General features: G+C 48.9%; 4 protein-coding genes. 1 reads left to right on the top strand and 3 read right to left on the bottom strand.

Translation table 11 applies throughout. The features are described from left to right. Nucleotides 1–407: 407 nt before the first annotated feature. Together secA and raiA are read right to left on the bottom strand one after the other, a co-directional pair. On the bottom strand, nucleotides 408–2,858 hold the full coding sequence (gene secA, locus MKY24_RS24245; protein WP_023990640.1) for a preprotein translocase subunit SecA: 2,451 nt from the start codon (nucleotides 2,856–2,858) through the stop codon (nucleotides 408–410). Nucleotides 2,859–3,271: 413 nt separating this feature from the next. Beyond that, nucleotides 3,272–3,832 carry a ribosome-associated translation inhibitor RaiA gene (gene raiA, locus MKY24_RS24250; RefSeq protein WP_023990642.1) on the bottom strand — a complete coding sequence of 187 codons (561 nt, stop codon included), beginning with the start codon at nucleotides 3,830–3,832 and terminating at the stop codon, nucleotides 3,272–3,274. Nucleotides 3,833–4,266: 434 nt separating this feature from the next. Between raiA and MKY24_RS24255 the strand changes: the two genes are divergently transcribed. Further along, entirely contained in the window at nucleotides 4,267–15,342 is an 11,076-nt protein-coding gene (locus tag MKY24_RS24255; RefSeq protein WP_339201027.1) for an isopeptide-forming domain-containing fimbrial protein, read from the top strand. A 159-nt stretch (nucleotides 15,343–15,501) separates the two neighbouring features. Here the strand turns inward: MKY24_RS24255 and MKY24_RS24260 are convergent, their stop codons facing one another. Next, entirely contained in the window at nucleotides 15,502–15,699 is a 198-nt protein-coding gene (locus MKY24_RS24260; protein ID WP_013312263.1) for a cold shock domain-containing protein, read from the bottom strand. Nucleotides 15,700–15,956: the final 257 nt, after the last annotated feature.

Genomic DNA, 15,956 nt, shown 5'->3' on the forward strand with positions numbered 1-15,956 from the left:
AAGCGTTGTGAGTTACGGCTGGGTGAAGAGACGCTGCGCGAATGATTTGATCTTACGATCGCTGGCGCTTCTCCAGATTCAAATCCTCCGCTTCGCTGCCGACCGCCGTAGAGTCAAACGACTTTTAAATTATCGGCTCTGGTATGTGAGCCGAGTCAAGAACTGAATTAACTGACAAACAAGCAGAGACCAGCTTGCTTGTCATAATTGTTTAAAAAGAATTGAGATCAAGCTAGCCATTCATCAATGTTCAAACTGATCCTCCAACAGAGACCTATAAGTTGAAAACATCAGTCTCACCCCTGTATGGCACAAAATGGCCGACGGTCAGTGGTGAACTGCCGCCTGCCATTATATGCACTGCAGGGAATAGTGTATCTCAAGATCTCTCCCTTAATTTCAATCCGTTATTTTCTACGCGGACGCGAAGGAGCGGATTTCTTTTTAGGAGCTGCAGGTTCACCACTCGTCGAGATTTTGTCTTCGTCGATGACAGCCTGACGCTCTTGATTGGATTCAATTTGTGCTTTCATGATGTATGTCGCTACTTCCTCTTGGATGCTAGCAATCATAGCATGGAACATTTCGAAGCCTTCAAATTGATATTCGCGCAGCGGATCGGTACCGCCGTAAGCACGCAAGTGAATACCTTGACGCAATTGATCCATAGCATCAATATGGTCCATCCATTTGCTATCGACTGCACGCAATACGATAACCTTCTCGAACTCGCGTACCATATCTTCGCCAATCATTTCTTCACGGCTGTGGTATCTGTTGGTAACTTTCTCGAAGATCATATCCACGATCTCCTCTTTTTCCTTGCCCCACAGGTCATCACGCGTAAGTGTATTTTCCTCAAGCAGGTTGTTGTTCACATACTCTGCTACTTCTTCAAGCTCCCAGTTTTCAGGAATGTCATCGCCGCAATGAGCTTCCACTACGCGCTCAATGACAGGCTTGATCATGTCGAACACAATTTCCTTGATGTTCTCTGATTCCAGCACCTCACGGCGTTGCTTGTAAATAATAGCACGCTGCTGGTTCATTACATCATCATACTGGAGAACAACTTTACGCTGATCAAAGTTGTTGCCTTCGACACGTTTTTGAGCTGATTCGATAGCACGTGTAATCATACGGCTCTCGATAGGTTGGTCTTCCTCGAAGCCCAAACGCTCCATCATACTCAGCACGTTGTCCGCACCAAAACGCTTCATTAACTCATCGCCCAGCGATAAGTAAAACTGTGTGGAGCCCGGATCACCCTGACGTCCTGCACGTCCGCGAAGCTGATTATCAATACGACGGGATTCATGACGTTCTGTACCGATGATGTGCAAACCACCGAGTTCTGATACGCCTTCGCCCAGTACGATGTCAGTACCGCGTCCAGCCATGTTGGTAGCGATGGTAACTGCGCCAGCTTCACCTGCACGGGAAATAATCTCAGCTTCCTCAGCATGATACTTGGCGTTAAGCACTTTGTGACGAACGCCTTTGCGTTTCAGCATTTCAGAAAGAAGCTCCGAGTTTTCAATAGAAACCGTACCTACCAATATCGGTTGGTTCTTTTTGTTGCGCTCCAGGATTTCATCCACCACTGCATGGAATTTGCCTTTTACGCTCTTGTATACAACGTCAGGCATATCTACACGCTGGTTAGGCCGATTCGTTGGAATTTGGAGTACTTCCAGACCATATATTTTTTTGAATTCTTCTTCTTCTGTTTTCGCTGTACCCGTCATCCCCGCCAATTTGCGGTACATACGGAAATAGTTTTGGAATGTAATCGTCGCTAGCGTCATGCTTTCATTTTGTACAATGATGTTTTCCTTCGCTTCAATGGCTTGATGCAGACCATCACTGTAACGGCGTCCAGCCATCAGACGACCTGTAAACTCATCGACAATCAGGACCTCACCGTCAGCTACGACATAGTCCACATCCAAACGCATAATGGCATTAGCCTTCAATGCCTGTACAATGTGGTGATTGATTGTAACACTTTCCTGATCGTACAAGTTTTCAAGACCAAAGAAATTCTCGGCCTTGGATACGCCGTTTTCGGTCAAAGCAACCGACTTCACCTTAATATCCAGAGTGTAATCTTCTTCAACACTCAGGCTCTTCACAAAACGGTCAGCCGCGAAATACAGCTCTGTCGATTTCTGGGCTTGTCCTGAAATAATCAATGGCGTACGGGCTTCATCGACGAGAATAGAATCGACTTCATCAATGATACAGAAGTACAACGGACGTTGTACCATCTGCTCTTTGTAAAGCACCATATTATCACGCAGATAATCGAACCCGAACTCGTTGTTTGTACCGTACGTGATGTCACAAGCATAGGCTGCCTGCTTGGCGGCATGATCCATATTGGCCAAATTCAGCCCTACGGACATTCCCAGGAAGTTATATATCTGTCCCATTTCTCCGCTGTCACGTTGCGCCAAATAGTCATTGACCGTAACCACGTGCACGCCTTTGCCCAACAGAGCATTCAAATAAACCGGCAGTGTTCCTACCAGTGTTTTACCTTCACCGGTTTTCATCTCGGCAATTTTACCTTCATGCAGCGCAATACCACCGAGCATCTGTACGTCATAATGACGTTTACCCAGCACCCGCTTGGACGCTTCGCGAACCGTTGCAAAAGCTTCCGGCAAAATTTCTTCAGCCGTAGTCCCTTGTTCGACCCGAGCTTTAAATTCTGCCGTTTTCGCTTGCAACTCCTCATCCGAGAGCTTTTCGAAATCCGGCTCTATCTTATTGATCAGTTCAACCGTCTTCATTAAACGCTTGACGTCACGTTCATTGGTATCTCCGAAGATTTTCTTAACAATTCCTAGCATGGTTTACCCCTTTCGCGCAAAACAATTAATAGAATCAATTTCACAATAAGAAAGGGTCCATGATGAAATTGATTCCCGATATGTTTGACAGGCCCGGCTGTACCAGCCCATCGTGCGATGTTCTTTGCATAAATTGTAACAGTTTGTAGGACATGCCGCAACACAAGCAGCCTCCAGATTTGCATCCGGTTAAAGATACCAAAACAATTGACGCACGAAATACACAACTTCGTTACGCTTATCCAAGTTAAAATTTCCTTACATTTACAAAAAAAACATATAAAAGAGCCCTATCCCGCCAGGTTCGCAAGGATAAGGCTCGTGTTGTTTTCATTTTCCTAATATCCATGAAGCATGCTTCAATCGAAATCGTTCTATTCATTTTAAAATGTGAAAAGTTCCTACTTCACAGGCTATTCTCGTTCGATCAGACCGTATTTACCATCATTGCGCTTGTAAACTACGTTAACTTCTTCGTTGTCAATATTGGAAAACACAAAGAAATTATGTCCAACCATGTTCATTTGAAGAATAGCTTCTTCCACATCCATAGGTTTCAATAAGAAACGCTTGGTGCGGACGACTTCCAGCTCATCCAGTTCTACATCCTCATCTTCAGCAACAGCCACGCCACCTGCCGGATCTTCCACAAAAAGGGTTTTCAAACTGCCTTCCTGACGGAATTTACGGTTTAGCTTGGTTTTGTGCTTGCGAATTTGCCGTTCAAGCTTGTCTACCACGGCATCAATGGATGAATACATGTCATCGCTCTCGTCTTCGGCACGGAGTACAAGCCCCGGCAAAGGAATGGTTACTTCTACAGTGTGCAAATCTCTGGTTGTGCTTAACGTTACACTTCCATCAGACGTCGGGGGTGCATCGAAATACTTTTCAAGTCTGCTGAATTTCTTATCAACGTAGTCCTTCAAAGCGTCGGTAACCTCGATCTGTTGACCTCGTACTGTTAAGTTCATAGGGCACGCCTCCTTTGCTCCTTCAGTATAGCACATATGTTAACGCCAAGTAAAAAAAGAGACCAACATTTCGAAGCTATTTTACAAAATTCTTCTTTTTTCGCTAAAACGCTTCCGATAACGTCATTCTTTGAAAACAGGTATGTTTAAAATTGACTTGCATACATATGTGAATAATGAGTGCATATATAAATATTGCCCCGCTGACGTCATGACAAACAACTATTTCGGGCTTCATGCTAAGCTATTTTATCGAAAAAGGGGGTGGCCTTTTCCCGCTGGATTAGGTACATGGGCGTGTGCGATATGCAAGGCCTGGTTATAACGCAGGCAATTTATACGAAAGGATTATTACACCCAGCCTAGCTGGCTCTTCCTATACGAAAATCCTAAGATAACGGATTTGGAAGAGATGGAAAGTAGGAAGCTAATCCATGGCTTTTATTCAGCGTTACGTAACGAACCAGACGGGGGCTGTCACCTTTATAGGGAATACACTTGGGCTGGCACGCTCTAATTCGGTAGGAGTGCCGGGAACAGCGACCAGCATTGGCGCGTTCATCACAACTAATACAGCCTCTCGCTTCGGTACGTATCCATTTGGCACGACTTCTACCTTTACCAGTAACTCATCGACAGCATTCCTTGTGCTCCCTGCGGGCAGTACGGTGCTGTATGCTGAGCTTATTTGGGGAGGAAGTTATGCCAACGGCAGTACCAATGTATTGTCCAGCACCAGCAACCCTGTCACATTTCAGACACCTGCTTTATCTACTACGGTCAGTCCTGAATCTGCAACATCGGTCAACGTCACTAGTCTCAGTACCTATGTGAGAACAGCGAATGTCACAAATCTGGTCATTCAAGGTGGCGCTGGTGCTTATACGGTCGGAAATGTGACGGGCACCATCACGGTTCCCGATTCCACCAACACCAACCATGCCGGCTGGACGCTGGCTGTGGTGTACAATAACCCGTCTCTGCCCTTCCGCAACCTGTCGCTACGTGTTGGTGGTGAAGGGGTCAGTACCGCTACAGGCTCGGTCAATGTGGTGGTGAGCGGCTTTGCCACACCCGTACAGGGGACTTTGCGTGGTAGGGCGCTGATTAGCGCCCAAGAGGGTGACGTGGACATTACGGGTGACCGTGCGTTGTTTGGACCTACCACATCGAGTTTGACTGCGCTGTCTGGGCCTAATAATTTTTCGACTAATTTTTTCGCTTCCCAAATTAACGGAGACGACGGTACATTGGTCACGACGGGGACCTTCGGTACAACTAATGCCGTGAATGGAGCACCTGGAACGCAGGTCACGGGTGGACGGCAAGGTTGGGACATTACCAATGTCGATATTTCCTCCACGCTGCTCAATAGCCAAACCACAGGTGTCCTCCAGCTGACAACAAATGGTGACATTTACACTGTAAATGCCAATGCCATTCAAATTGATATCAATGCTCCACTGGTGACCCTAACCAAAACTGCCAGCTCTACAGGCTTGGTTATTGGCGATACTGTGACCTATACGGTTAACATTTCGAATACGGGGCTCGTCAGTGCTTCCAACACAGTACTTACCGATACCATACCAGCTGGGGCTACCTTCGTACCCGGCAGTGTTGTTGTCGCGGGCACAGCCCAGCCAACAGCCAATCCCGCTACAGGTATCACAGTGGGCAGTGTAGCTCCTGCTTCCACGGTGACCATTACATTCCGTGCAATCGTCACTTCATTGCCAGCAAACACCCAGCTGGGCAATCAAGCATCGGCATCCTTTTCCTTCCAAACCGTGCCTGGAGGACCTGTCATTTCTGGCAACGTTCCGTCCAACACTGCCAGTACACCAATCTACCAACCTGTTATTGGAATTGTTAAAAGTGCCAATACAACGGCTGCTACAGTTGGAGATACGATTACGTACACGTTTCAGATATCCAACACGGGCAGCATTGCTGCAAATCTCAGCTTTTCGGAGAGCATTCCCGCCGGATCATCCTTCATACCGGGCAGTGTGACCATTGGTGGTTCTTCCGTGCCTGCTGCCAATCCCGCTACTGGTTTTTCAGTAGGAACGATTAATACAGGTGCTACTGTACCCGTGACCTTCCAGGCCCTCGTCAACGCGGTTCCCGCCTCTGGTAATTTGACCGATCAGGCGGCTTACACGTATACCTTCACACCGCCTGACGGACGTATATTGAACGGAAGCGGGACGTCCAACACGCTCACCATTCCCGTATCCTCACCAAATGTGACCGTGACAAAAGCCTCTTCCCTGGCGGCAGCCGCAGTCGGAGAGACTGTTCAATTTACCATAACCGCCACAAACAACGGAATCGCCAATGTGACCAATGTAGTCGTTACCGATCCGCTGCCAAGCGGAGTTGCCTTTGTACCTGGTAGCGTCACCGTGAACGGAACTGCTTCTGCGACTGCTACACCTGTGAACGGTATTCCGATCGGCACTTTAGCTCCAGGCGCATCGGTTACGGTTGTATTTCGGGCAGCCATTAATTCTCTACCTTCTCCTGCACAAATCAACAATCGTGCAACTGTCAGCTTCACTTCCGGGGCCTTTACCGGATCATCTTTGTCCAATCTTGTAACCATACCTGTCGTTATTGCAGCGCCGACGATTACCAAAAGCGCCAGCTCCAACCGTGCCAGCGTTGGCGGGACGATTACTTATTCATTTCTCATCGCTAATACCGGAACAGCCGTATTAAACACGACCTTGACGGAAACTGTACCGACAGGCTCCACCTTTATTCCCGGAAGCGTCATTGTTGGCGGGTCCTCAGTGCCAGGCGCCAATCCTAATACGGGAATTTCAGTAGGCACCGTAAACCCTGGTGCACAAATTACAGTCTCATTCCGGACGACAGTGGATTCGCTACCACCCGGGGGTGGATTAAACGATCAGGGCCTGCTCCAATATTCATATCAGTTGCAAGACGGAAGAACCCTGTCGGGCTCGCTTCTCTCCAATATTGTTTCCGTATCGATTTCTCTTCCCAACGTAGCAGTAACCAAGTCTGCGGGATTCACATCCGTTAGTGTTGGCGAAACGCTGACCTACAGCGTGAACGCCGTTAATAACGGAATTGACCCCATCACAAACACCGTAATTACCGATCCACTCCCCGGCAGCGTGTCATTTGTACCCGGAAGCGTAACCGTCGGTGGTTCACCTGTGAGCACAGCCGACCCAAGAAGTGGCATTCCAGTCGGCACCATTGGCGCAGGCGCATCCGTGCAGGTGTCCTATGCCGTGCTAGTCAATGCCGTTCCATCCGTGCAGCCGCTGCAAAACACAGCCAGTGTCAGCTTCACCAGTGGTGCTTTTACCGGAACATCCCAGACAAATACCGTCTCTGTGCCGGTTTATCAGCCTCGTATCAGTGTGGTCAAATCTGCAAATACAACAGCAGCTACGATAGGCGACACGATTCTGTACACATTGTTAGTCACGAACAGCGGCAACTATAATGCTTCTGTAACGCTGACAGATGCTATTCCTGCCGGGTCCACATTTATGGAGAACAGCGTGGTAATCAATGGCGTTAGTCAGCCCGGAGCCAGTCCAGCAGCAGGTATTTTCATCGGAACCGTGTCGCCGCAAAGCCCTATCACACTGACATTCCAAACTGTAGTGGCTACCCTTCCAACACCATCCCAACTGACAGACCAGGCCACCGCCGCCATTTCCTTTACCTTGCCCGATGGGCGAGTGCGAACAGATAGCACATCGTCCAACGTGTTATCCATTCCCGTGTCTGCGCCGAATGTGTCCATTTTGAAGACTGCAGACCGTTTCACCGCCATTCCGGGTGATTCGGTGTTATACACCCTGACCGTACTCAACAACGGAATCCAGACCGTGGGCAATGTGGTCGTTTCCGATCCTATCCCGGCCGGCTCTCAATTCACTGCCGGTAGCGTAACGCTGAATGGCTCCACAATAGCCAGTGGAGATCCGTCTTTAGGTATCGTAATTGGGAGCATTGCCGCTGGAGGGGGAGCTACAATCACTTTCAGGGTAACGGTATCCTCTCCATTACCAAGTCCGCCGCAGCTCACCAATCAATCGCGTGCCAGCTACACCAGCGGTGCTTTTTCAGGCGTATCAGTATCTAACCCAGTGACAGTGGCTTTGAACGCTCCGGTATTAAGCGTAAGCAAAACCGCAGAACCTATATCAGCCACAGTCGGGAACATCGTAACGTACTCTGTGGCAGTAACCAACAGCGGTAATATTGCAGCTGCTGCCACATTGACAGACAATATCCCCGCAGGCTCAGCACTGGTACCGAACAGTGTGGTCGTCAACGGTGTTCCTGTTCCCGGTGCCAGTCCCGAAGCAGGTCTGTCTATTGGCTCCATTGCACCTGGAGCCGTGACTCAAACAACTTTTCAGGTGGTGATTACTTCCGTGCCTTTACCTCCCCAACTCACCGACCAGGCGAATATCAGCTTTTCCTTTCAACCGCCGGATGGCCGGATTGTTAACGGCAATGTTTCGTCCAATATTGTCACAATTCCTGTATCGTCACCCAATGTACAGGTAAGCAAAAGCGCCTCGGTAGCTGATGCCGTTCCTGGGGATACGATAACCTATACCATTACAGCTACCAATAGCGGAGTCCAAACCGTGACGGATGTTCGGGTAAACGATACGATCCCGTCGGGCTCCACTTTTATTCCTGGCTCGGTTATTGTAAATGGAACGACATTGCCGTCAGCCAGCCCCTTAACGGGGATTCCAATCGGTTCCATCGCTGCTGGTGCGTCAACAACCGTCACCTTTTCCGTATCTGTCAACAGCCTGCCTGACCCACCTCAGCTGAGTGATCAGGCTACAGTTTCTTTTACCAGCGGTACACTGAATTTCACATCACTCTCCAACACTGTTGTCATCCCTGTTTACCAGCCTATTGTCAGTCTTGTTAAAACTGCAAATACGAGTCAAGCAACGGTAGGCGACACCGTAGTCTATACACTCACTGCTCAAAATACAGGTAATCTAGCAGCGACCGCCACATTCACCGATGCTATTCCATCTGGTTCCTCCTTTATACCGAATAGCGTCACCGTGAACGGTCTGCCTGTTGCTGGAGCCAATCCCCAATCAGGGGTATTGGTCGGAAACATTGCAGCGGGGGCTTCTGTCGCCCTTACCTTTCAAGTGGTCATTAACGCTGTCCCTGCTGGCCTGGGTCTGTTAAATCAAGGTTCGGCCACATTCACCTTCCAGCCACCTGACGGTCGCACATTAAATGGAAGCGCACAATCGAATCCGGTGTTCATTCCCGTATCCAATCCGAATGTCACCGTGACCAAAACGGTCAATCAGACCTCTGTAGCCTTCGGCGATACCATTACGTATACCATTAACGCAGTAAATAGCGGTATTACACCCGTAACGGGAACTGTCTTTATCGACCCGATTGCTGATGGCACTACTTTTATACCTAACTCCGTACAAGTCAATGGTGTCACTATACCGGGAGCCAACATCGCCACAGGCGTATCCGTAGGCACTATCCCTACTGCCAGCTCAGTAACGGTCACCTTCCAGGCAACGGTAACATCCTTGCCAGCGTCAGGTTTGTCAACGGATCAGGCAACGGTCTCCTTTAATTCCGGGGCTTTCGCAGGTCAATCCGCCTCGAATCAGGTCAGCCTGCCTGTATTTCAGCCAATCTTGAATGTGACCAATACCCTCAGTGCAGATCGTGCAACCGTAGGGAATACACTTGGCTTTTTCATCACTGTAACCAATACCGGCAACGCGCCCGCAGAAACGGTCGTGCTTGATCTGTTGTCCAGCTCGCTTAGTCTGAATCAAAATAGCGTACTGGTCAACGGTTCGCCCATTCCCGGAGCAGACCCGATTACAGGCATTAATATCGGTTCGGTCGCCCCAGGTGCGACGGTAACCGTCTCGTTTAGCGCCGTGGTCATATCAGTACCACCTGGCTCCATACTAACCAACCAGGCCACTGTGAGCTACACGTTCCAATTGCCCGATGGACGAACGCTGAGCGGAAGCGGAGCGGCCCTGCCTGTATCCATTCCGATCTCGTCACCGAATGTAACAGTCACGAAGGCAGCTGATGTGGCTGTCGCTGTCGTGGGTGATTCTGTCCCCTATGTCATAACTGCGTTCAATAACGGACTCGATCCTGTTACTAGCGTAATCGTCACGGATACCATTCCTTTTGGAACCGCCTTTGTCCCGGGCAGCGTTACAATTAATGGTACGCCTGTTGTTACAGCCAACCCACAAAACGGTATTCCTGTCGGAACGCTTGGAGCTGGTGGCGGAGCTACCATTCGCTTTTTGCTTAACGTACAATCTCTGCCGTCGCCAGCGTCCATTACCAATGAGGCGACCGTAAGCTTTACTTCAGGTGCATTTAATGGATTTTCGGTATCCAATCCCGTTACCATCCCTGTGTATCAACCGATCGTCACTGTAACTAAAAGCGCGGGAACGGGAAGAGCTACGGTTGGAGATACGGTAACCTATACATTCTCCGTTACAAACTCTGGAAACATCGGTGCAGATACCGTCCTTAGTGATCCCATCCCGGCAGGGGCTGCCTTTATCCCTAATAGTGTAGTGATCAATGGCACCGCCGCACCTGGCTCAGATCCAAGTGTTGGGATTCCATTAGGTATCATAGGTGCAGCTACGACTGTCACTCTGACCTTTCAGGCAGTCATTACCTCACTGCCCGCATCAGGTACATTGGTCAATCAGGCGACCGCAGCTTACAGCTATCAACCTCCAGATGGTCGTGTCCTGACTGGAAGTGCAGTATCTCCGTCCGTGACCGTCTCGGTCTCTTCGCCAGATGTGGACGTTATCAAAACAGCATCCGCTACAGATGCCGTAGTCGGAGATACCATTACGTATACTGTGATTGCTACGAATAACGGAATCAGTCAAGTCGTCAATGCCGTTGTATCTGATCAGCTGCCGCCCGGCACCAGCTTTGTTCCGGGTAGCGTAACCGTAAATGGAACTTCTGTACCTGCTGCGTCACCAAGCTCCGGTATCCCTGTAGGCACCATTGCAGTAGGTGGTTCGGCAGCAGTTACATTCCAGGTCTCCGTCGTTAGTCTGCCGCAGCCGCCGCAAATAACCAATCAAGCGACCGTTAGCTTTACTTCAGGCGCGTTGACCACGTCTTCGCAATCCGATCCGGTTACCTTGCCTGTTTATCAGCCGATCATCGGCCTGACCAAAACCGTCAATACCGTCAACACACAGATCGGATCAACATTGGTCTATACCCTGACGCTAACTAATACCGGAAATATTGCCGTTATACCTGTGCTGTCAGATAACATCCCCGCAGGTTCTGAACTACTGCCTAACAGCGTAGTCGTTAACGGCATCCTTGTCCCGGGAGCTTCGCCAGTTACAGGCATAACGCTCGGATCACTGGCCCCTTCAGGCAGTATTACAGTGAGTTTCCAAACCATCGTCTCGTCTCTGCCAACTCCGCCTATATTGACCGACCAAGGGCAAGCGGACTTTACCTACTCACCACCTGACGGTAGAGTACTGAGCGGTTCTGTCACATCGAATACAGTCAACGTTGCTGTGTCTGCACCTAATATTCAGGTGACGAAAACATCCAGCCTGGCAGCCGCTGTAGTCGGAGATACGATCAGATATACACTGAGCATCACGAATAGTGGCGTGGATTCAGTCACAGATACTGTTGTAACCGATACAATTCCTGCAGGTACCTCCTTCGTTCCGGGCAGTGTCCTAATCGACGGAGTAGCCTTCCCTAATGCCTCTCCGGTTGCTGGAATTGCCATCGGAAACGTCGCACCTGGAAATACATTCGTTGTCAGTTTCCAGACAACTGTCCAGTCTTTGCCGCAGCCACCACTGCTCACAGATATTGCAGCCGTCACGTTTACTAGCGGAACGTTCACTGGGACTGCCTTTTCCGATCCACTCATCGTACCTGTGTTCCAACCGTTAATTGCAATTACTAAAGCATCCAGCACTCTTAACGCCTCCGTCGGCGATACACTGACCTACACGATTACAGCCGTGAATAGCGGCAATATTGCAACAGCGCTTACCATCAGCGATAACATCCCGACCGGATCGACTTTCCTTGCCAACAGTGTCAGCATAGCTGGCAGTCCGCAACCTGGATTATCCATCGAAACTGGCGTTCCAGTTGGATCCGTGTTGCCAGGCGGAACGGTATCCGTAACGTTCCAAACCATTATCAATACACTGCCTAATCCACAGGTACTGGTCGATCAGGCATCAGGCTCATTCACTTTCCAACCACCAGATGGCAGAACTGTATCCGGATCTGCGGTATCCAATTCAGTTAGTATCTCTGTATCCTCACCAGACGTTAGCATTGTCAAAGGAACGGCGGCTACCGACGCCATTATTGGCGATATCATCACCTACACACTGGCTGTCTCCAACAATGGGATCAGTACAGCCAATAATATAGTGGTTTCAGATATGATTGCGGCGGGAAGCTCCTTTGTAAATGGCAGTGTTACCATAAACGGAACTTCCTTCCCTGATGGAAATCCTGGATTTGGTATTGCCATCGGTACGCTCGCTCCAGGAGCTGTTACTACTGTTACGTTCCAGGTTCGAGTCGATTTCTTGCCCACACCGGCACAATTAAACAATCAGGCATCCGTTAGCTTTACCAGCGGGGCATTTACTGGTAGCTCAACATCTAATGTAATAACCATTCCGGTCTTCCAGCCGATCCTGACAGCAGTCAAAACAAGCAATACCAATAATGCCACAGTCGGAGACATCATCACTTACACGATTGTCGTATCCAACACGGGTAACATTGCAGCCTCAACTACTGTAAGTGACAATATTCCGGACGGCTCTGTATTCCTTCCGAACACAGTCTCGATTAACGGCATTGCAGCTCCCGGTGCAAGTCCGGTTTCCGGCATCCCGACTCCAGCCATACCACCAGGACAATCGGCAACCGTCACTTTCCAAGTGCTGGTATCTTCCATCCCTGCAACCGTATTACTGGTCGATCAGGCTGAGGTAGACTATCGCTTTAATGCACCAGATGGGCGAGAGGCAGGCGGTTTCCATTTATCCAACATTGTTGAGGTTGCCGTGTCACCGCTAGACATCACATTAAGTAAAAGCGTAAGCTCACCTTTCGCCACTACTGGCGATACCTTGACGTATGAACTCGTGATCCTCAACGAGGATACGAATACCGTGCAAGATGCCCGTTTGCTGGATACTTTGCCAGAGGACATCGAGTTTATTACAGGTTCAGTTCAGATTAATGGATCTACGGTGGCAGAAAGCGATCCCGGCACCGGCATACCTTTGCCACCGTTAGAAGCGAATACCAAGACTGTCATATCCTTTGATGTCCGTATCACAGCAACAGAACAGCCAGGACCGCGTACGAATCAGGCGCGCTTGTTACTCACGAATAGTGAAGAAGCGAGTGCCGTTTTGTCCAATGCTGTCACCATTGCCGTACTCCATCCTGTGGTGAAGCTGACGAAAATAGCCAGCACGGAGAGCGTGCAGCCAGGCCAAAGCATCACCTATTCCATCATTGCAGAAAATACTGGAAATATCGGTGCCTTTGGCTTGTTAACGGACTCATTGCCATCGGAGCTTTCTTTTGTTCCCGGCTCTGTTTCGGTTAATGGAATCCCTCAATATGGGGTCAGTCCAGGGCAAGGCATTGCCCTAGGTACCATCGCACCAGGAGAAAAAACGACTTCCGTCTTCTCCGCGCTTGTCGTTCGTGCCTCCGAGTCTGGCACACTGGTGAATCAAGCTTCACTGGCTTACTCCTACCAGCTGCCGGACGGACGAAGCACGAATCTGGTAACTGCTTCACCTTCTATCTCGGTTAAAGTAGCCCCTACTGCTAAAGGAGCCTTGTCAGCTGTGCTACGCACAACAGTATCTACTGTCGCATTAGGCGATGCTGTGCCTTATCAGCTGACTCTTGTTAATGATGCAGGCTCAGTCATTACCGATGTAGTGTTAGCCGATTACGTACCGAATGGAACCATCATAAACCCGGACAGCTTGAAAATTAACGGTTCTCCACCTGCTTCTAGCAAGCCAGGTGAACCATTATTTATCGGCAGCTTACAGGCGGGACAGACAATGGATGTATCCTACAGCGTGAACGTTCAGTCTCCGCCTCTCGGAGGACGTCTAAACAATAGCGTACGGCTCCATTATGCTGGCAATGAGGGTGCGAGCGAGGTTACCAGCAACACCGTGACTATAACTGTTTTTGATCCACAGCTTGCCGCAAGTATCTCTACGGAAAATACGGAGGCCATCGCAGGAGAAAGCCTTACTTATACGGTACTGCTCAACAACTTTGGCAACGTAACATCCGAAGTTACACTGCAAAATTTCATTCCTGCCGGGACTCTATTGATTCCTGACAGCATACAGTTGAACGGTCAATCACTGTTGGGAACCGATCCTGCTGTCGGTGTTAGTCTGGGGTCTGTGGAACCTGGACAGTCATTGACACTGACTTATCAAGTGACCGTATCGGAGACGCCTCCATCTGGCTACATCGTAAATCAAGCTGCCTTTGCCTACTCGTTTACGTTACCTGGAGGAAGAGTCGTATCAGGGACATTGACTACGAATACCGTTACCATCCCAGTTGTATTCCCACTGCTCGAATTAGTTAAAAAAGTGAATACCACGGATGCCTCTGTAGGAGACATACTCACCTTCACCATTCAGATTACAAACAAAGGAGGAATTCCAGCACAGTATCCGCTGTTCACAGACCCGTTGCCGCATGGACTCATTTATGTACCCAACAGCCTAACTATCCAAGAAAAAGCACAGCCAGGGGCTAATCCCGCTGCAGGTATCACGCTCCCGGATATTGCACCAGGGGAGACGCTCACCCTTACGCTCCAGGCACAAATCCGTGAAGCACCAACAGAGGGAACATTCAGCAACCAAGCCACCATCGAATATACCTCACGTCGTAGTGGAGGAGAGACCATCCAGGAAACAACCCAAACCAACACCGTCGGCGTGACCGTTATTGCAGCCATTCCTAAACTTACACTTAGCTCCAGCGCTTTGCGTGTCGGGCAAGAAGATACCCTGTCCTTCACCGTCCATGTGGAAAACATCGGCAATACTCCGCTGGAAGAGCTCTTGCTCACTGCACCATTCGCAGCCGAAGATTTCATTTTGCTACGAACTGTTACCGTGAATTCTGTGCCGCTTCCGCATCCTAATCTGCTCCAAGGTATTCCGTTAGGTCGGCTTGACCCAGACCACAAAGCCGTCATCGTCTTTTCTTTCGACATCGAATCTGCGCTCCGCGCGTATCTGATCGCACAGGTCATCCTGCGCTATCAATTCCGCTATCCAAACGGAAGCATAGAGAATCAATCTGCCTCCTCCAATACCATTTTTGTGGAGATGGCTGACTTTGATGGTTCTCTAGAGTAAATGTTCTATTGTGTCGAGCTCCTTACCACTGGGTAAGGGGCTTTTTTATGTAATTAGAAAACATAAAAAAGCCCTGGAATATTTTCCAGGGCAGTTGCTAGCGCGTTATCCATTGCTAACCATCTTACCAATTATGTAGGTCGGCTATGCCGGGGATGATTATAATTTGGTTACGTTAGCGGCTTGTGGTCCACGTGCGCCTTCGACAATGTCGAACTCCACGTCTTGTCCTTCTTCAAGTGTTTTGAAGCCTTCTGTTTGAATTGCGGAAAAATGTACAAATACGTCGCCGCCGTCAGACGTTTCAATGAAACCATAACCTTTTTCTGCGTTAAACCATTTTACTTTACCTTGCATGCACTAACATTCCCTTCGTCATCAAATGAAGTGAAGCTCTCGCCCACATTTCCGACTATACCACCCAAAGTTATCCATTGTCAATTGGAATTGATAATGTTTTCATTCATAGTTATTCCAATTTTACAAAGCAATCTATTTCTATAGATTGAAATGGTATATTAAGCAAAGAGTTTACTATACAAGTATAGTAAACTCTTTGTGAATGTTTGAAACTCCTAGGGAAAAAACATTGAAAATTTTTGTTATTTCTTTTT

The organism is Paenibacillus sp. FSL P2-0322, from assembly GCF_037975315.1.
Taxonomy (GTDB): Bacteria; Bacillota; Bacilli; order Paenibacillales; family Paenibacillaceae; genus Paenibacillus; species Paenibacillus polymyxa_B.